Raw genomic sequence first — 17,735 nt, forward strand, 5'->3', positions numbered from 1 at the left:
GGACTGCACTTGCCACTCATTACTGCGCGGCGATTGTTTTTCCACTATTCCACCTGCCGCTGCTGGCGAGCGCCCAGGCCACTGGCTGGCGACGCGGCCGCATGGACCTGCTGCCATCACTCCCCCTCCCCCTGCAGGCGCGTCGCCGGCAACGGGACGGGTGCGGGCTGGTCCGAACCCGCTTCTTCCAGATACCGCCGTGGCGGCAAGCCGCGAATTCGGCGCCCAAGCTTGTGCAAGCGCCGCCGCACGAAGCGCCTGAGCGTGGACGCGGTGGTTGTAAGCAACAGCTGCTTGGGCGCCTTGAACAGCTCGGCGACCAGCGTCCGGGTGATGTCCCAACGCTTGCCCGAGAGCGAGCGGCTGATCAGCCAGTGGAGCATGAACACCCTGTGCGACGCGAACGCGCCGGCCAGGTGCGGCAGACGCGACACGAACTCCTGGGCGACCAGATCGAACGAGCGCAGCATCTGCTGGCCGTCGCTGGACATGTTCCCGCTGAGTTGGCGGTAGCCGGTCAGCGGCCACGGCGCAACAGCCACCGGGTAGTGTTCGGCGATCTGCAGATATAGCTTCAGGTCTTCGCACCCCTGCGCACGCTGGCTGCGCAGGCCGCTGTCATAGCCGCCCATGCGCAGCGCTGCCTCGCGCCGCATCAGCGCCGAACTGCCATTGCCGATCACGTTGCGATGACACAACTGGGCGAACTGCCACGCCTTGGGATAGGTGTTCACTTGCTCCACAAGCACTTGGCCATGCTCGTCGATGATGGAGTACCAGGTGTAGACCAGGCCAGCCTCCGGTTCGGCAAGCATGAGCGCCATCTGCCGCTCGATCTTCTCGGGGTGCCACAGGTCGTCCGCATCCACCGGTGCCACGTAATCACCCGCCGCCTCGACAATGCCCCTGTTGCGTGCAGCCGCGACACCGGCGTTGGCCTGCCGGACCAGGCGCAGGCGTGGATCGGCGCGGATGTGCTGCTCGACGCGTACCACCGTCTCGTCGGCCGAACCATCGTCGACCACGATGATCTCAAGATTGGCGTAGCTCTGCGCACGTACGCTGCGCAGCGTCTGATCGATGGTGGCCGCTGCGTTGAAGGCGGGGATCACCACCGTCACCAGAGGCAGGTCGTGTGCATCAAGCGCCTGGGTCGCGATGGGAGCGTTCGACATCTAGATCGGTTCCATCGCCTGTGGAAGTGGGGGATAACGCGATTCAACCGGTACAGACAGACCCTGTTCTGGCATAGGCCGGTTCGGCTGCAGTCACGGGCAGCGCCGACCCGCGGCTGTTGCCAAGACCTGCGGTCCGTCGAGCGCGGCGCAACAAGCTCCATCAGACCGGTGCCACCCTTAACGCACGCTTGAGCACGGTCTGCGGGGGAATGTTGGGCCTTTGCTGGAAGTGGGAATAGCGGGCGAACGCGCCCTTCAGACCGTTCCCGGCCTTGCCTCACGCCGAACAGCCACATCCAAAGCTGTCCCTCAACCAACGCGGGCATCGGCCCGGACCGGCCATTGGCTCGGCCGAAGGCCACGACGGGGCGCACGCTCAGTCTGGGTCAGGACGGCAAGGTGCCGACTCGTTGTTCCGTAATTCAACCTGTTGGGGTTATCTTCGCCCCAATGAGCTGGGTCATCCCGTGCCGCAGAAAGCCCGGTGGTGGCGGCAGCGAGATTCGAGTCAACCACATCGGCCGCCCCGCCCTCCAGGAATACCGCGATCTCATACGCCAGCGAGCCAGATGCGCCCCGGCGCGATGCTCCCCTGCCCACCTCAGGGCCAGATTCCCTGTGGTCTCGGGCAAGGCGCATCCTGCGCCTGGCCGCACCGCCGCGATGGGCCGGGCCGGCGATCGTGGGCATGGGTCTGCTCGTTGCGGTGCTGGAAGGCACCGGCTTGCTGTTGTTCATTCCCATCCTGCGCAGCATGGGCGCCGGCGACGGCCGCGGCACAGGGCTCGAGGCGTTTTTTGACCGCGCCATGGCCGCACTTCCCTCCGGCCATGCCACCGCTGCGCTGGTGGGCTTGCTGTGCCTGACCATCCTGGCCAAGAACGCCGTGCTGCTGGTGAACACGGCGGTGTCGCGCCATGTGGATGGACAGGTGGCGCACCGGCTGCGCACGCGCATCTTCGAACAGACCTTGCGCTCGTGCGTGGACTATCGCGCCGGGCACCGGCGCTCGGACATCGTCACCACCATTGCCGAGAACAGCTGGAAGGTGAGCACCGCACTGGGCCTGTGTTACCGGTTGCTCATCAGCGCCAGTACCTTCGCGGTGTTCATGGCCCTGATGATGGTCATCTCGCTGCGGCTGACGCTGATCGCTGCGGTGTTCCTGACGCTCAGCGCGCTGGTGATCCGCTGGGCCACCCAACAGGCCAGCGAAACGGGACGGGCGGTCGTGGAAGAGAACAAGGCCTTCGGTCTGCGCATGTGGGAAAGCATCAACGCACTGCAGCTGATCCGCGCATTCGGCCGTGAGGATTATGAAACCGGGCGCTTTGCACGCGTGTCCGAACAGGTGCGCAGGCGCCTGCTCAAGCTGGACGTGCTGTGGGCGGTGCCGGGGCCGATTTCCGAAGTCCTGATCACGTTGCTGATCGGCGCGCTGATCGTGGCGGCGCAGCGCTCGGGGATCGGCATCGCCTCCATCGCCGCGTTCCTGTCGCTGCTGTACCGGCTGCAGGGCCCCACCCGCGAATTGATGCAGGCCAAGGTCACGGTGGAAGGCCTGGACGGGGCGATCGAGGACGTGGCCGGATTCCTCGATGCCACCGCTGCGCCTTTCCTGGCCGATGGCAGCGTCCCGGCCACGCCCATCCGCGAAGGCTTGCAGCTGCGCGATGTCTCCTTCCGCTATGGCGACAACGAGGCGTGGGCGCTGCGCAACGTCTCCATCCACATCCCGGCCGGCAAGACCACCGCCATCGTCGGCCAGTCCGGTGCGGGCAAGTCCACGCTCATGGCCCTGCTGTTCCGCTTCCAGGACCCCACCGAGGGGGTGGTCAGCGCCGACGGCGTCGCCCTGACCCGGTTCCAGCTGTCCGGCTGGCGCAGGCAGATTGCGTTGATGTCGCAGGAGGTGCAGCTGTTCAACGACACCGTGCAGGCCAACATCGGCTATGGCGACCTCGATGCCGATTTCGAGGACATCCGCAACGCGGCCCGGGTCGCCGGTGCCGAAACCTTCATCGAGGCCCTGCCGCTGGGCTACCAGACCGTGCTCGGCGACCACGGCATGCGCCTTTCGGGCGGACAGCGCCAGCGCATTGCCCTGGCCCGTACCGTCGTGCGCAACCCGGAGATCCTGATGCTGGACGAAGCCACCAACGCGCTGGATGCCGAATCCGAGCGCGCCTTCCAGCTGGCCCTGGAGCAGTACGCGCACCGCCGCACCGTGGTGGTGATCGCGCACCGGCTGGCCACCGTGCAACGCGCCGACCAGGTGGTCGTGCTGGAGGGTGGGCGGGTGGTGGAAGCCGGGCCGCCGGCGCAGCTGATCGACCGCGGTGGCCGCTTCGCCCGGCTCCACCATCTCCAGCACGGCACCGAACCGGAGCCCGAGGCCCGCTCCCATGACCTATAGGCGCGTCGAACTCGAGCTTTCCCAGCCGCTGCCGGACATCGTGTTGTCGGCGCAGGAAGATGGCTGCGGCCTGATCGCGCGCTGGCGCGGGCGCCTGGTGGGCTTTCGCATGCTGGCGCTGTCGCCGGGGACCACGCTGACGGCCGCGCGCCTGCAGGCCATCGCCGATGAAGCCTTCGCCCCGGCCGTGGTGGCCGCGCAACTGGCCATGGTCCTGCCGGCGCCGGATGTGGCGGGCGAGGCGGCGGCGCGCCCGCGCCTGAGCATCGCCATCTGCACCAAGGACCGCGCCGCGCGGCTGGCGCGGCTGCTGGCGTCGCTGCAGGCCCTGGCGCCCGAACCGACCTTCGCGGCGGTCGAGGTGGTGGTGGTGGACAACGCCTCGGTGGACAACGCCACCCGCGATGCGGTGGCACGCTTTCCTGCCATGCACTATGTGTTCGAACCCAAGGCCGGGCTGAACTTCGCGCGCAACGCCGCCATCGGCGAGGCCACCGGCGATCTGCTCGCCTACCTGGACGACGACGTGGTGGTGGACCGCGACTGGCTGGCCGGTCTGGCCGAGGCCTGGCGCAGCACGCCGCAGGCCGGGGGCTTCACCGGGCTGGTACTGCCCTACCGGCTGGACACCGAGGCCCAGGTGTTGTTCGAAAGCCGTGGCGGGTTCGGACGCGGCTTGCGCCGCCTGGAATACCGCCAGGTACGCCACGGCAAACCGCTGCATCCGGTGGGTGTGGGCATGCTGGGCGCAGGCTGCAACATGGCCTTCGACCGGCGGCTGCTGGTCGCGCTGGGTGGCTTCGACGAGGCCCTGGACACCGGCGCGCCGCTGCCGGGGGGCGGCGACCTGGACATCTTCTACCGGGTGCTGCGCAGCGGCCGGCCGATGGTCTACGTGCCGCGCTACGCGGTCTACCACGAGCACCGCGAGACCATCGCCCAGCTGCGTCGGCAGTACTGGTCCTGGGGCCTGGGCATGATGGCGTTCCTGGTCAAGTGCTGGCGCAGCGATCCGGCGTTGCGGCCGTTGCACCGGGGCATGGTGGGCTGGTGGTTCATGGACCAGCTGGCCGCGCTGCTGCGCGCCGGGCGGCGCCTGAAGGGACGCGAGGTGCGATTCGTCCTGGCCGAGATGTGGGGCGGGGTAATGGGGCTGGCCGGCGAATACGACCGCTCGCGTGCACGCATCCAGACCATTCGCCAGGCCCATCAATGAGCGCGCCCATCCCGGTCCGCCATATCGACCTGCGCCAGCCAGAAGAACCTGCGCCCGGCCCCTGCGCGGCGGCCTACAACGTGTTCTGGTGGGGTGAGTTGCCGCTGGGCGCACGCATGGCCTGCGCCGAGGAAATCCCCTTCGGTCCAGGGCAACTGCACGCCACGGCGGTGGAGCTGCTGGCCGCACAGCTGACGGCGCGCGATCCGGGCCTGGGCGCGCCGCTGCACGCCACCCACGAAGGCCGGCCGGTGCCGGCGCTGACCCTGGGCCTGGCGAACGCGTTCGACCGGCCACTGCAACGCTTGCAGGTCATGGCCGAGCCATCGACGCTGACCGCAGGTCATATCAGCGTGGTGATCTGCACCCGCGATCGCGAGCAGGCGCTGGGCCGCTGCCTGCGCAGCCTGCAGCATCAGCGCAGCCCCGCCGGCGAGATCGTGGTGGTGGACAACTCCGCCACGGCCTCGGCGCGGGCGGTGTGCGCGCAGTTTCCCCACGTCATCCATGTGCACGAACCACGCCCCGGCCTGAGCATCGCGCGCAACACCGGCGTGCGCGCGGCCAGCGGCGAAATCGTCGCCTTCACCGATGACGACGTGGAGCCGCATCCGGGCTGGCTGGCGGAAATGGCCCGCGCCTTCGCCAACGCCGGCGCCGACGCCATGACCGGGCTGGTATTGCCGGCCGAGCTGGACACACCGGCGCAGCAGTGTTTCCAGTTCGACATGGGCGGCTTCGGCGAGACCTTCGTTCCGGTGCTGTTCGACCACCGCTTCTATGCCGACACGCGCGTGCACGGGCCGCAGGTGTGGAAGATCGGCGCCGGGGCGAACATGGCCTTCCGCCGCCAGGCGTTCGAGCGGGCCGGATTGTTCGACGAGCGCCTGGGCGCGGGCGCGTCAGGGTGTTCGGAGGATTCGGAATTGTGGTACCGGCTGCTGGCACTGGGCGGCGCCTGCCTCTACGAGCCGCGCGCGGTGGTGTTCCACCATCACCGCGCGCAATGGCCGGCGCTGAAGCGGCAGATGCGCGTGTACATGCGCGGCCACGTGTCGGCGCTGGTGGCGCAGGCCGATCGCTTCGGCGACAGCGCCAACCTGCGCCGCATCGGCGTGCAGCTGCCGCGGTATTTTGCCCGCACCGCGGTGGACTGCATGCGCCACGGCCGCCGTGCCCGTGGCGCGATCCTGCTGCAGGAAATCCTCGGCTGGTGCGCCGGCCTGCGTTACCTGCTGCGCCGCAACTGGCGCCGCGCGCGTGCGGACCTGCCGAAGGCATGACCATGGACGCGAAGCAGGCAAGACCCGAAGGCAGCCTCCGCAAGGCGCCGCTCGGCCGGTTCCTGGCCTGCAATCCCTTCGCCCACGGCTGGACCGATGGGCTGTTCTACCGCGAGAAGATGCGCGCCATCCACCGCATCGCGCCGGCCGCGATCGGCGCGGACGAACCCATCCTGGAGATCGGCGGCGGGCGCAGTGGCCTGGCCGGCTACCTGTATCCGGGCGCGGACCTCACCACGCTGGACATCGACCCCGCGCTGGCCGCACAGCAACCGGTTTCGGCCCGCACCCGCTTCGTCTGCGGCGATGCGCGCGAGCTGCCCTTCCCCGACGGCCATTTCACACTGGTCACCCTGTTCGACGTGCTCGAGCACATCGATCAGGACGCGGTGGCCGCGCGCGAGGCGCTGCGCGTCACCCGCCCCGGCGGCCACGTACTGGTGTCCACGCCCGATGCGGCCTGGCGCTATCCGTACTACGGCCCGATGCGACGGGTGTGCCCACCCGAGTCAGAACTGATGGCCGCATGGGGCCATGTCCGCCGCGGCTATCGGGCAGACGAGCTGGAGCGCCTGTTCGGCCGCAGGCCGGTGCGCTCGGCGACCTTCATCAACGGTGTCACCGCGTTCTTCCACGATGTCGCGTTCTCCAAGCTGCGCCGTCCCCATCGCGCGCTGCTGTACGCGGCCGCCGCGCTGCCTACAGCGCTGGCCTACGCGCTGCACCGGCCCGGCACACCCGGCACCGAGACCGCTTTTGCCTGGCAGCGATGAGTGCCGCCCTGCCGCCGCCGACGGTCGCCCTGTTTCCGTGGGGCGAGGTGATCGAGGAGTTCCTGGACCCCATTGGCCTGTCGGTGCAGGATTTCGCCGGGCAGATGAGCGGCGGCTGGTTGTTCGGCTATGCATCCGCGCTGCAGCTGGGCGGCTGGGCGCCGATCATCGTCGCCGCGTCCGAACAGGTGAGCGCGACGACCCCGCTGACCCACGCCGCCACCGGCACGCCGATCTGGATCGTGCCCGGTCGGCGCGTGCCGGCCGGGCGCAGCGCCGCGCTGCACAGCCTGCGGCAGTGGCGTGCGGCCCCGCTGGCTGGGTTCGAAGAAGTCCTGCGTGCCCAGGACTGCCGGGCGCTGCTAATTCAGGAATACGAATACACCCGCTTCGACACACTGGTGCGCCTGGCCGCACGCCTGCGCATTCCTGCCTATGCCAGTTTCCAGGGCGGGGAGCGCACGTTCTCGTGGCTGGAACGCATGGTGCGCCGGCGTTCGCTGCGGATGTGCGCGGGCCTGATGATCGCATCGTCGGCCGAACGCGCACGGGTCGAAGCCACCTACCCCGCGCACCCACCCATCGCTTCCATTCCCAATCCGCTGGACTGCGGGCAATGGCAGGCCCTGGACCGGCAGCAGGCGCGCGCGCAGCTGGGCCTGCCGGCACAGGCCTTCATCGCCATCAACCATGGCCGCATCGACATCTGGCGCAAGGGCCTGGACGTGCTGCTGCAGGCCTGGGCGCAGTCGCATGGCGACCAACTGGTGATCATCGGCTCCGGACAGGACCGCGAGGCGTTCGCACGATTGCTCGCGGGCAGTGCGCCGGGCCGGGTGCGCTGGATCTCCGACTACACCACCGACCGCGCGCTGATGCGCTGCTGGCTGTCGGCCGCCGATGTCTACCTCAGCGCCTCGCGCATCGAAGGCATGCCGGTCGCGCCGCTGGAGGCCATGGCCTGCGGCCTGCCGGTGGTGGCCACCGATGCCCAAGGGCTGCCCGACATCCTGGCAGGCGGCGAGGCGGCCGGCGGGATCCTGGTGCCGCGCGACGACCCGTCGGCGCTGGCGGCCGCCATCGAACGGCTGCGCCTGGACCCGGGCCTGCGCCAGCGCCTGGGCCAGGCCGCGCGGCGGCGGGTCGAGCACGCGTTCTCGGTGCAGGCCGTCGCCAGGCAGCTGACGTCATTGTTACCGCAATTACGCCGGGTTTAAGCCCATAGTCCCACGCACCCCGATGGCGCCAGGCTTGATGACGGAAGCGGCGATCCAGGCCAGTGCGCGTCGCCCGCGTCGACCCAACCGGGCCGGTTCCGGCCCCGGTGAGGCCCTCGAAAATCTCCAGCGCCCGTGCGTTGACCACCGGCGCTGCGTTGTCCAAGGGCCGGTTTCTTCATGCAGTGCACACCGGAAATTCATGAAACTAAACCGGCTGCACAGCCCACTACATCCATCCAGGTCCGTCACTTCATGTCCAAATCCGCAAAATCCGCAGCACGCCATGAGACCGCTTTCGCAAGCTGGATCCGGCGCAATGGCTATCCCCCTGCCGAGGCGGTAGAGCGCTTCCTGGAGATGTCTGACTATTTCCTGGGCGAACTGGAGACACTGGAACCGTCCGAACGCGAAAAGATGATCAGCGAAGCGCGGGCCTACCTGCAGCGACGCAGTACCGAAGACAGCTTCACCATGCAGTTCCCCACCGTGTATCTGTGCAAGGACAAGCACGGCCGGCAATTGCGCTACACCGTGACCCTGACCATCGGCGAGGACCAGGCCGAGTGGATCGGACGGGTATGGGCCGACGACGAATATCTGGGCGAAGTGACCGGCTCGGGCTCGGGCCCCAAGGCCAATTACCTGGCGCTGGCCCGCATGCATATCGAATCGCAGATCGACTGCCAGGACGCGATCGTCAAGCGTCCGCTTCCCGATCAGTGGTGAACCTTGGGCGGCAGGACGCCTTGCCCTGTCCTGCGACATCAGCCTGCGCGGCTTGCTTCCAGCAACACCTCGGTGGCATCTGCATCCACGCGCCGCAGCGTGGCCACGCCATGGCCGCATTCGGCCAGGTATTGGACCCACTTGCCGAGGAAGGTATTCATCCGCATGCGGTGGCTGATCAGCTCGGCCGGCGGTGGGAACATCCCGATCACGTCCTGCCAGCGGCGCCCCACGTAGCAATGGGTGGCCTCGGCCTGGCGCGCATCGCGGTACACGCGCACGAAGGCCGACGGATCCGGCTCACCGGTTTGCGGATCGATGATGCCGTAGGTGATGCGCAGCTCGACGGTGTAGCGGTGGGTCTGGATGACGTCCAGCTGCAGGTCCAGGCCATCGCCGATGCTGGACACGTAGCGCCCGGGCACCAGGTCGGCCGGGGCGAACAGGCGCGACAGCCGCGTGTAGTTCTCCGCGTAGAGTCCCATCAGCCAGCCGAAACGGCCCAGCTTGGGCAGGTGCGCAGCGCGGGAAAGTGTGGTGGGCATGGCTCGATCCTACACGCTGGCAGGCGCCAGCGGCAGCATTGACGCCGCACGTGTCCTCACTTTAGTTTGAGGGTCCGGCTGTCCTTTTTCCAACGCGGCCGGCAGGCCCTTGCGGATCAGAACATCTCCCGCTGCAGCCCCAGCGTGGACATCACCTTGCTGGCGATTTCCTCGATGGAAGTGTGCGTGGTGCTCAGGGTCGGCAGCCGCTCGCGGGTGAACATGGCCTCGGCTGCCGCCACTTCACGCCTGCAGGTTTCAAGCTTGGCATAGGTCGAATTGGGACGCCGTTCCTGGCGGATCTGGCACAGGCGCTCGGGGTCGATGGTCAGGCCGAACAGCTTCTTGCGATAGGCACGCAGGCGCGGCGGCAGGCGATCGCTGTGCAGGTCTTCGTCGGTCAATGGGTAATTGGCGGCCTTGACCCCGTAATGCAGCGCCAGGTACACGCAGGTCGGTGTCTTGCCAGCGCGTGAAACCGCAACCAGGATCAGATCGGCCTCGTCGTAGTTGACCGCGATGCCATCGTCATGGCTCAGCGCGAAGTTCATCGCATTGATGCGGCGATGATAGGCCTCGAAATTGACGATGCCATGTGCCTGGCCCACGCGCGACTGGCGTACCGCGCCCAGTTCGACTTCCATCGGATTGATGAAGGGCGCGAATACGTCGAGCATCAGCGCGCCGCTGGATTCGAGCAGGTGGGCGATGGCCGGATCGACGATCGAATGGATCACGATCGGCCGTGCATCGTGACGCAGGCCCGCCTCGCGGATGCGTTCGGCCGCTTCACTGGCCTTGTCGATGTCGTCGACAAACGGAATCCGGTCAGTGATGAAGGAGAACCCGGAGAACTGGGTCAGCAGGCTGTGCCCAATGGTTTCGACTGTGATACCGGTTCCATCCGAAACATAGAACACCGGCCGGACACTCGACATCGCGTTCATCCTGTCTGTGGATACTCAAAATTCGCCGTTCAAGCTTGTGAAGCTTGCGACGGCGCTGCATCATAACCGTCTTTCCCCCTAGGACGCGGCCTCAAGCTGCAGCCCACCCGGGTGTGTGGCAGGGTCGCTATCGGAGCGTAGCGCTTGAACCAGAACATCCTGTGGCTGCATGAGCTTGGCCTGTCCGACCTTGGCCGCGTCGGCGGCAAGAATTCCTCCCTTGGCGAAATGATCGGCAACCTGGCGCAGCTTGGCGTCTCGGTTCCCGGCGGCTATGCCACGACCGCCGAGGCGTTCAAGGACTTCATCGCCTACAACGATCTGTCCAAGCGCATCTTCGACAAGCTCGAGACCTTGGACATCGAGGATGTCAACGCGCTCGCCGTGGCCGGCAAGGAAATCCGCGGCTGGGTGATCGATGCGCCGCTGCAGCCCGGGCTGGATGCTGACATTCGCACCGCCTACGCCAGGTTGTGCGAAGAAAATGGCGGTGGAGAGGTGGCGGTCGCGGTGCGCTCTTCGGCCACCGCCGAGGACCTGCCCGATGCCAGCTTTGCAGGCCAGCAGGAAACCTTCCTCAACGTGACCGGCGCCGACGATGTGGTGGTCAAGGTCAAGGAAGTGTTCGCCTCGCTGTACAACGACCGCGCCATCGCCTACCGCGTGCATCACGGGTTCAAGCACGAGGACGTGTTCCTGTCCGCCGGGGTGCAGCTGATGGTCCGTTCGGACGTGGGCGCCTCGGGGGTGCTGTTCACCCTGGACACCGAATCGGGTTTCCGTGACGTGGTGTTCCTGACCTCGTCCTTCGGCCTGGGCGAAATGGTCGTGCAGGGCGCGGTCAACCCGGACGAGTTCTACGTCTACAAGCCCACCCTGCGCGCGGGCAAGCCGGCGATCCTGCGCCGATCTCTGGGCAGCAAGCAGCTGCGCATGGTGTATTCGGATGTGCCGGGCGAGCGGGTGCGCACCGAGGACACCCCGGCCGAGTTGCGCAACACCTTCTCAATCAGCGACCAGGACGTGGAAGAACTGTCCAGGCAGGCGCTGGTCATCGAACAACACTACGGCCGCCCGATGGATATCGAGTGGGCCAAGGACGGTGTCAGCGGCAAGCTGTTCGTCGTCCAGGCGCGCCCGGAGACGGTGAAGTCGCGCAGCCACGCCACCCAGATCGAGCGCTTCACCCTGACCTCCAAGAACGCCAGGGTGCTGGCCGAGGGCCGCGCCGTCGGCGCCAAGATCGGCGCCGGCGTGGCGCGCGTGGTCCGCAGCCTGGCGGACATGGACCGGGTGCAGCCCGGCGATGTGCTGTTCGCCGACATGACCGATCCGGACTGGGAGCCGGTGATGAAGCGCGCCTCGGCCATCGTCACCAACCGCGGCGGCCGCACCTGCCACGCGGCGATCATCGCCCGCGAGCTGGGCGTGCCGGCCGTGGTCGGCTCGGGCAATGCGACCGAGCTGGTCAAGGATGGCCAGGAAGTCACCGTCAGCTGCGCCGAGGGCGATACCGGCCTCATCTACGAGGGCATCCTCGCCTTCGAGCGCATCACCACCGACCTGGGCAATATGCCGCCGGCACCGCTGAAGATCATGATGAACGTGGCCAACCCCGAGCGCGCGTTCGACTTCGGCCAGCTGCCCAACGCCGGCATCGGCCTGGCCCGCCTGGAGATGATCATCGCCAGCCATATCGGCATCCATCCCAAGGCCTTGCTCGAGTACGACCAGCAGGACGCGGCGGTGAAGAAGAAGATCGACGCCAAGATCGCCGGCTACGGCAAGCCGGTGGAGTTCTACATCAACCGTCTGGCCGAAGGCATCGCCACCCTGACCGCGTCGGTCGCGCCGCACCCGGTGATCGTGCGCCTGTCGGACTTCAAGTCCAACGAATACGCCAACCTGATCGGCGGCAGCCGCTACGAGCCTGAAGAAGAGAACCCGATGATCGGCTTCCGTGGCGCCAGCCGCTATGTCGATCCGTCCTTCTCCGATGCCTTCGCCCTGGAGTGCAAGGCGGTGCTGAAGGTGCGCAACGAGATGGGCCTGGACAATCTCTGGGTGATGATCCCGTTCGTGCGCACGCTGGATGAAGGCCGCAAGGTGGTCGAGGTGCTGGAGGCCAACGGCCTCAGGCAGGGTGAAAACGGCCTGAAGATCATCATGATGTGCGAGGTGCCGTCCAACGCGCTGCTGGCCGACGAGTTCCTGGACATCTTCGACGGCTATTCGATCGGCTCCAACGACCTGACCCAGCTGACCCTGGGCCTGGACCGCGATTCCTCGATCGTCGCCCACCTGTTCGACGAGCGCGATCCGGCAGTGAAGAAGTTGCTGTCGATGGCGATCAAGGCCGCGCGCGCCAAGGGCAAGTACGTCGGCATCTGCGGCCAGGGGCCTTCGGACCATCCGGACCTGGCCGAGTGGCTGATGCACGAAGGCATCGAGTCGGTCTCGCTCAACCCCGACACGGTGGTCGACACCTGGCTACGACTGGCCAAGCTCAAGGCCGCGTAACCCGCCCCGGCATTCCCCGGGCAGTCCAAGGAGCCCCGCATCTGCGGGGCTCTCCATTTGAGTCGACAAGAGGAGATGCACCATGGAGAAATGGTGGAATCCTGCAAGACAGCAACATTGGGGCGAAGTCGCGCTGCAGATCGGCATCAAGGTCGCCATCGCACTGCTGGCGCTTTGGGTCGGTCTGCGCGTCGCCAGGTGGATGTCCAGCCTGGCCACGCGGGGGATGAGCCGTGCGGAACTCGAGCCCACCGCGATCCAGTTCACCGCACGGGTGCTGTACGTGGTGCTGGTGGTGCTGCTGCTGCTGGCGATCCTGCAGTCGGTTTTCGGCGTGGCGCCGGCCTCGTTCATCGCGGTGATCGGTGCAGCCGGCCTGGCGATCGGCCTGGCGCTGAAGGATTCACTGTCCAACGTGGCCTCCGGGGTGATGCTGGTGACGCTCAAGCCCTTCCGCGTGGGCGATATTGTCACCCTCAACGGCCAGACCGGAAAATGCGAGTCGGTGAGCATCTTCCAGACCCGCCTGCGCGGTGCCGACAACCAGACCATCGTGCTGCCCAACAGCACCATCACCAACGGCGAAATCATCAACCTCACGCCTGACGTGCGCCGCCGCGTTGAACTGGTCATCGGCATCGGCTACAACGACGACATCGACAAGGCCAAGGGGCTGATCTCGGCCCTGTTCGACGACAAGCGCATTCTTGAAGATCCGGCACCGGACGTGGTGGTCTATTCCCTGGGCGACAACAGCGTCAACCTGGGGGTGCGCGTTCACGTGGCCAACGACGACTGGTTCGGGGTGAAGTGCGACCTGACCGAAAGGATCAAGAAATCCTTCGACGCCAACGGGGTGAGCATCCCGTTCCCGCAGCGCGACGTGCACGTCTACCACCACGTTGGCGCCGACGGCGAAGCGATTCCCGCCGCCGCACTGACCACCGTCTCACTGGATGCCCTGCAACCGCCAAAGAAGACGCCGGACAAGGACCCAGGCCCCGACGTCAGCTGAGCGCCTCCGGCAGACCAGGGACACGCAAGGGCGCCGATGACGCCCTTGCTTTGTCATCTCGCCGGCTCAGTTCTCGCCTGGCAAGGCCAGCGCCGCCATGTGCCTGCGATAGTGGCGCAACTCGGCGATCGAGTCGTGTACGTCGCTCAGCGCGGTGTGCGAGGACTGCTTCTTCACGCTTTCCAGCACCTGCGGCGCCCAGCGGCGGGCCAGTTCCTTCAGGGTGCTCACGTCCAAGTTGCGATAGTGGAAATAACGCTCCAGCCGTGGCATCAGCCGATGCAGGAAACGCCGGTCCTGGCAGATCGAATTGCCGCTCATCGGCGAGGCATTGGCCGGCACCCATTGCGCAAGGAAATCCACGGTCGCCGCTTCGGCCTGGCCCAGGGTGACGGTACTGGAGACCACGCGATCCCACAGGCCCGAATGGCGATGCTGGTTGCGGTTCCACTCGTCCATCGCTTCCAGCGCATCCAGCGGATGGGCGATGGCGAACTCCGGGCCTTCAGCCAGGATGTTCAGTTGCGAATCGGTCACCACCGTGGCGATCTCCAGGATGGAATCGCGACCGGTATCCAACCCCGTCATCTCAAGATCGATCCAGATCAGATTGCTTTCATTTGGGACCGAATTCATGGGTTGGCGCATTCGTGCTGTGGATATTCATCATACCGCAGGCCTTCACTCGGGCTTGCCTGCTAGTGTCGACGTGGTCTTCCTGGTAACCGTCTCACGTTCCCCCAGGGCAGCATGCTCGCCCTGACATCGCTCCACCTGCCACCTGCAGCGGCTGGACGATGACCTTCCCCGTGGAGCCCAGCATGCAGAATCCCCCACCTTCGCAGGCTGCATCAGGCACGTTGAGCTTGTCGGCAGATCCTGTCATTCCCCGTACCGTTGCCACGGCCGTGGCAAGCAAGAAAAAAGAGCACATGCCCGCGCTGGATGGCCTGCGCGGGCTTGCCGCGATCTCGGTGGTGATCTCGCATCTGCCGACCAAGACCCCGTTCTGGGAAAAGATGAATTTCGGCGAATGCGGCGTGTTCCTGTTCTTCGTGCTCAGCGGCTTTTTGATGACGCACCTGCACCTGCAGCAACCGATCAATGCCGTCAATGTGAGGCGCTTCTGCGTCGCGCGCGTGGCGCGCATCGTGCCGCTGTACTACGCGATCGTGCTGGTGGCCTTCGCCGTGTCGATGCTGACCCAGGTCGACTTTCACTATCGCATGGACCTGGCCGATCTGGTACGGCTGCTGGCCTTCGCCGGCTCGGTCGATGTGTTCTGGTCGGTCGGGCCGGAGTTCCAGTTTTACGGGTTCTTCTTGCTGCTGTGGTGGATCCCGAGCCTGCGCGGGCGGTCGCGGACCATCGCCCTGGCGTTACTGGGCGTGTTCGTCGTGGCCAGCTATCTGGCTTCGCCCTATCTACCCGGCATCCTGTTCGTGTCCAAGCTGCATATCTTCCTGGGCGGGGTCGGCATCGCACTGCTGCGCCATTGGTGGGGGGCGCGCGTGCAAACACGGGCCCACGTCGTGGCTCTGCTCCAGCTGATGGCCTGCGCCTCGCTCTGGGTGATGCTACTGCCCTACCCGCACATGTTGCTGCCGGTCTTTCCGCAAGCCGACGTCGCCCAGCTCAGCGCCTGGTACTACACCGACCTGCCTCGGGTCTTGCTGGCCGCGCTGGTGGTGCTGGCGTTCTCCTACCGTAGCGCGCTGTCCGATCTGCTGCTGGGCAATGGCCTTGCCAGTGAACTGGGCCGATCAAGCTTCTCCATCTATCTGCTGCATCGGCCGGTGATCGATGCCATGACCTCGCTCGGCGTGTTCGCGCCCCTGGATCCGTGGGCCTCCGGCATTGGCTGCATCGTGGCGACGGTGCTGCTGGCCTGGCTGGTCAACCGCGCTCTGGAGACGCCCGCCAGGGTCTGGATCACGCGCCGCTTCATGCCTGCGCGCCCGCGGACCGTGGGTACCCACTTGGGTTGACCTGCGGGCGCGGCCAAGGCCGGTTTCCGAGGCCTGGGTTTCATGAGTGGGTAGCTCACGGCATGAACGGCGCAAGAAAATCAAGTGCGCCGGCCGGAGCCGCGCGATTTCCGCGTGCTCAGGGTTGAGGAGACATTGTGAAGCCCGCAAGGGATGCACGACGCCTGTCCTCGACATCGCCAACCCCACGAGGAATCCACCATGCAGCTTCCCCCACTGCAGGTTGAGCCGGGCAGGTCGATCCTGCCCGCAGATCCTGGCATCTCACCGCACGACACCGGGATCAGCACCACGACCGACAAGGAACACATGCCCGCCCTGGATGGCCTGCGCGGCCTGGCGGCGGCCATCGTGCTGTTCTCGCACCTGCACCTGTTCACCGGCGACACCGACAACCTGGGACGCGGCGGCGTCCTGCTGTTCTTCGCGCTCAGCGGCTTCTTGATGGCGCACCTGCATCTCAGGCAATCGATCAATGCGGTCTCGGTGCGCCGCTTCTGCGCGGCCCGCATCGCGCGCATCGTCCCGCTGTACTACTCGGTGGTGATCCTGGGCTATCTGTCGACACAGGTCCTGGGCCTGGAGGCCTTCAGCAAATACGACATGGACACGCTGCAGCTGGCGCGCCTGCTGCTATTTGTCGGCAAGGTCAGCGTGTTCTGGTCGGTCGGGCCGGAGTTCCAGTTCTACGGATTCTTCGTCTTGATCTGGGCGATCACGGCGCTGTCTGGGGTTTGGCGCACGTATGCGCTGGTGGCACTGGGGGTGTTTGCAGTGGCGTGTTACCTGGCCTCGCCCACGCTGCCGGGTATCCTGTTCGTCTCCAAGCTGCAGATCTTCATGGTTGGCATTGCCGCCGCGATGCTGCGTTGGTGGCTGGCGGCGCACTACCCGCTGCCGGGGGCCGGCAAGGTGATCCTGCAGCTCGCCGCCTGCGCGGGCATCCTGGCCCTGGTGATGCCCTCGACTCGGATGTTCCTGCCGCTGTTTCCCGCCGCGTCAGTCGCCGAGCACAGTCGCTGGTACTATGCCGACCTGCCGCGAGTACTGCTGGCAGGTCTGGCGGTGCTGGCATTCTCCTACAGCACCTGGGCTTCCAACCAGCTGCTCGGCAACTGGCTCATGCGTGAGCTGGGGCGGGTCAGCTTTTCCATCTACCTGCTGCATGAGCCGGTGATCGGGCTCATGCGTGTCACGGGCTTTTTTGAAGACCTCAACCCCTGGGTCGCGGCCGCGCTGTGCCTGACGCTGTCGGCGCTGGTGTCATCTGCGGTCAACCGCCTGTTCGAAACCCCGGCCAGGATCTGGCTCTCGCGCAAGCTGGCGGCGCCTCGCCAACTGGCTGCGGCGCCGGCCATCGCAGGCTGATCACTCCAGCGGGGGGCGGCCGCGCTTGGACCGGAAGTAGTTGGTCAGGCGCCGGCCGGCTTCATCGGCCAGCACCCCGCCGGTGACCTGCACGCGGTGGTTGTGGCGCGCATCGGCGAGCAGGTCGAACACGCTGCCGGCCGCGCCGGTCTTGGGATCGGCCGCTGCGTAGACCACACGTGCCAGGCGCGCATGGACCATGGCCATGGCACACATCGCGCAGGGTTCCAGGGTCACGTACAGGGTGCAGCCGACCAGGCGGTGATTGCGCAGCTGCACCCCGCCCTGGCGCAGGGCCACGATCTCGGCGTGCGCGGTCGGGTCATGGTCGCAGCGGTTGCGGTTGCCGCCTTCGCCGATGACCTTCCCGGCCGCATCCAGCAGCACCGCACCGACCGGGATCTCGTCGTGCGCGTGCTGGGCCAGATCGGCCAGCTCAAGGGCTCTTCGCATCCAGCGCGCATCGTCCTGGCAATTGGCCGGCAGGGCGACGGCGCCGGTAGGCGATGGCGGGACCTGGTGCATGGGCCTGTGTTGGTT

At 66.7% G+C, this 17,735-nt stretch carries 15 protein-coding genes; 10 read left to right on the forward strand and 5 right to left on the reverse strand.

Going from position 1 to position 17,735, the window contains the following annotated elements; genetic code table 11:
• Positions 1-116: 116 nt before the first annotated feature.
• The gene (locus DSC_RS07730; RefSeq protein ID WP_014160597.1) at positions 117-1,175 is read right to left on the reverse strand and encodes a glycosyltransferase family 2 protein; all 1,059 of its coding nucleotides are present in this window, start codon (positions 1,173-1,175) and stop codon (positions 117-119) included.
• A gap of 691 nt (positions 1,176-1,866) precedes the next feature.
• Between DSC_RS07730 and DSC_RS07735 the strand changes: the two genes are divergently transcribed.
• From DSC_RS07735 to DSC_RS15690, 6 genes are all read left to right on the forward strand, one after another.
• Positions 1,867-3,594, forward strand: a complete 1,728-nt coding sequence (locus DSC_RS07735; RefSeq protein WP_014160598.1) for an ABC transporter ATP-binding protein — start codon at positions 1,867-1,869, stop codon at positions 3,592-3,594.
• Positions 3,584-4,810, forward strand: coding sequence for a glycosyltransferase family 2 protein (locus DSC_RS07740; protein WP_014160599.1), 1,227 nt, complete (start codon positions 3,584-3,586; stop codon positions 4,808-4,810). Before DSC_RS07735 ends, DSC_RS07740 begins: the two co-directional genes overlap by 11 nt.
• Complete coding sequence (locus DSC_RS07745) at positions 4,807-6,093, forward strand: glycosyltransferase family 2 protein (RefSeq protein ID WP_014160600.1); 1,287 nt, start codon at positions 4,807-4,809, stop codon at positions 6,091-6,093. The genes DSC_RS07740 and DSC_RS07745 overlap by 4 nt, the downstream gene beginning before the upstream one ends.
• Positions 6,094-6,095: 2 nt before the next feature.
• Positions 6,096-6,866 (forward strand): class I SAM-dependent methyltransferase, encoded by a 771-nt coding sequence (locus DSC_RS07750; RefSeq protein ID WP_148268191.1) that lies wholly within the window; start codon positions 6,096-6,098, stop codon positions 6,864-6,866.
• Positions 6,863-8,083 (forward strand): glycosyltransferase family 4 protein, encoded by a 1,221-nt coding sequence (locus DSC_RS07755; RefSeq protein WP_014160602.1) that lies wholly within the window; start codon positions 6,863-6,865, stop codon positions 8,081-8,083. The genes DSC_RS07750 and DSC_RS07755 overlap by 4 nt, the downstream gene beginning before the upstream one ends.
• Positions 8,084-8,338: 255 nt before the next feature.
• Positions 8,339-8,812 carry a hypothetical protein gene (locus tag DSC_RS15690; protein WP_014160603.1) on the forward strand — a complete coding sequence of 158 codons (474 nt, stop codon included), beginning with the start codon at positions 8,339-8,341 and terminating at the stop codon, positions 8,810-8,812.
• A 38-nt stretch (positions 8,813-8,850) separates the two neighbouring features.
• Here DSC_RS15690 and DSC_RS07765 read toward each other — a convergent pair whose 3' ends face one another.
• Both DSC_RS07765 and ppsR read right to left on the reverse strand, forming a co-directional pair.
• Positions 8,851-9,357 carry a DUF1249 domain-containing protein gene (locus DSC_RS07765; protein ID WP_014160604.1) on the reverse strand — a complete coding sequence of 169 codons (507 nt, stop codon included), beginning with the start codon at positions 9,355-9,357 and terminating at the stop codon, positions 8,851-8,853.
• A 116-nt stretch (positions 9,358-9,473) separates the two neighbouring features.
• The gene (gene ppsR, locus DSC_RS07770) at positions 9,474-10,295 is read right to left on the reverse strand and encodes a posphoenolpyruvate synthetase regulatory kinase/phosphorylase PpsR (protein ID WP_014160605.1); all 822 of its coding nucleotides are present in this window, start codon (positions 10,293-10,295) and stop codon (positions 9,474-9,476) included.
• Positions 10,296-10,448: 153 nt separating this feature from the next.
• On the opposite strand from ppsR, the gene ppsA reads away from it, so the two are divergent.
• Positions 10,449-12,824: a phosphoenolpyruvate synthase gene (ppsA, locus tag DSC_RS07775; RefSeq protein WP_014160606.1), complete on the forward strand. Its 2,376-nt coding sequence runs from the start codon at positions 10,449-10,451 to the stop codon at positions 12,822-12,824.
• 82 nt (positions 12,825-12,906) lie between these two features.
• Entirely contained in the window at positions 12,907-13,839 is a 933-nt protein-coding gene (locus DSC_RS07780) for a mechanosensitive ion channel family protein (RefSeq protein WP_014160607.1), read from the forward strand.
• Positions 13,840-13,905: 66 nt separating this feature from the next.
• Here the strand turns inward: DSC_RS07780 and orn are convergent, their stop codons facing one another.
• A complete protein-coding gene (gene orn, locus DSC_RS07785; RefSeq protein ID WP_014160608.1) occupies positions 13,906-14,475 on the reverse strand; it encodes an oligoribonuclease in 570 nt (189 codons plus the stop codon).
• A gap of 296 nt (positions 14,476-14,771) precedes the next feature.
• On the opposite strand from orn, the gene DSC_RS07790 reads away from it, so the two are divergent.
• Entirely contained in the window at positions 14,772-15,827 is a 1,056-nt protein-coding gene (locus DSC_RS07790) for an acyltransferase family protein (protein WP_014160609.1), read from the forward strand.
• A 201-nt stretch (positions 15,828-16,028) separates the two neighbouring features.
• Positions 16,029-17,195, forward strand: coding sequence for an acyltransferase family protein (locus DSC_RS07795; RefSeq protein ID WP_014160610.1), 1,167 nt, complete (start codon positions 16,029-16,031; stop codon positions 17,193-17,195).
• Here the strand turns inward: DSC_RS07795 and tadA are convergent, their stop codons facing one another.
• Positions 17,196-17,720, reverse strand: coding sequence for a tRNA adenosine(34) deaminase TadA (tadA, locus tag DSC_RS07800; protein WP_014160611.1), 525 nt, complete (start codon positions 17,718-17,720; stop codon positions 17,196-17,198).
• Positions 17,721-17,735 lie beyond the last annotated feature (15 nt).

Origin of the sequence: Pseudoxanthomonas spadix BD-a59 (assembly GCF_000233915.3) — a bacterium.
Taxonomy (GTDB): Bacteria; Pseudomonadota; Gammaproteobacteria; order Xanthomonadales; family Xanthomonadaceae; genus Pseudoxanthomonas_A; species Pseudoxanthomonas_A spadix.

Coding starts and splice junctions, on each gene's coding strand:
- DSC_RS07730 (WP_014160597.1), bottom strand. CDS start 1,175: ATGTCGAACGCTCCCATCGCGACCCAGGCGCTTGATGCACACGACCTG.
- DSC_RS07735 (WP_014160598.1), top strand. CDS start 1,867: ATGGGTCTGCTCGTTGCGGTGCTGGAAGGCACCGGCTTGCTGTTGTTC.
- DSC_RS07740 (WP_014160599.1), top strand. CDS start 3,584: ATGACCTATAGGCGCGTCGAACTCGAGCTTTCCCAGCCGCTGCCGGAC.
- DSC_RS07745 (WP_014160600.1), top strand. CDS start 4,807: ATGAGCGCGCCCATCCCGGTCCGCCATATCGACCTGCGCCAGCCAGAA.
- DSC_RS07750 (WP_148268191.1), top strand. CDS start 6,096: ATGGACGCGAAGCAGGCAAGACCCGAAGGCAGCCTCCGCAAGGCGCCG.
- DSC_RS07755 (WP_014160602.1), top strand. CDS start 6,863: ATGAGTGCCGCCCTGCCGCCGCCGACGGTCGCCCTGTTTCCGTGGGGC.
- DSC_RS15690 (WP_014160603.1), top strand. CDS start 8,339: ATGTCCAAATCCGCAAAATCCGCAGCACGCCATGAGACCGCTTTCGCA.
- DSC_RS07765 (WP_014160604.1), bottom strand. CDS start 9,357: ATGCCCACCACACTTTCCCGCGCTGCGCACCTGCCCAAGCTGGGCCGT.
- ppsR (WP_014160605.1), bottom strand. CDS start 10,295: ATGTCGAGTGTCCGGCCGGTGTTCTATGTTTCGGATGGAACCGGTATC.
- DSC_RS07780 (WP_014160607.1), top strand. CDS start 12,907: ATGGAGAAATGGTGGAATCCTGCAAGACAGCAACATTGGGGCGAAGTC.
- orn (WP_014160608.1), bottom strand. CDS start 14,475: ATGAATTCGGTCCCAAATGAAAGCAATCTGATCTGGATCGATCTTGAG.
- DSC_RS07790 (WP_014160609.1), top strand. CDS start 14,772: ATGCCCGCGCTGGATGGCCTGCGCGGGCTTGCCGCGATCTCGGTGGTG.
- DSC_RS07795 (WP_014160610.1), top strand. CDS start 16,029: ATGCAGCTTCCCCCACTGCAGGTTGAGCCGGGCAGGTCGATCCTGCCC.
- tadA (WP_014160611.1), bottom strand. CDS start 17,720: ATGCACCAGGTCCCGCCATCGCCTACCGGCGCCGTCGCCCTGCCGGCC.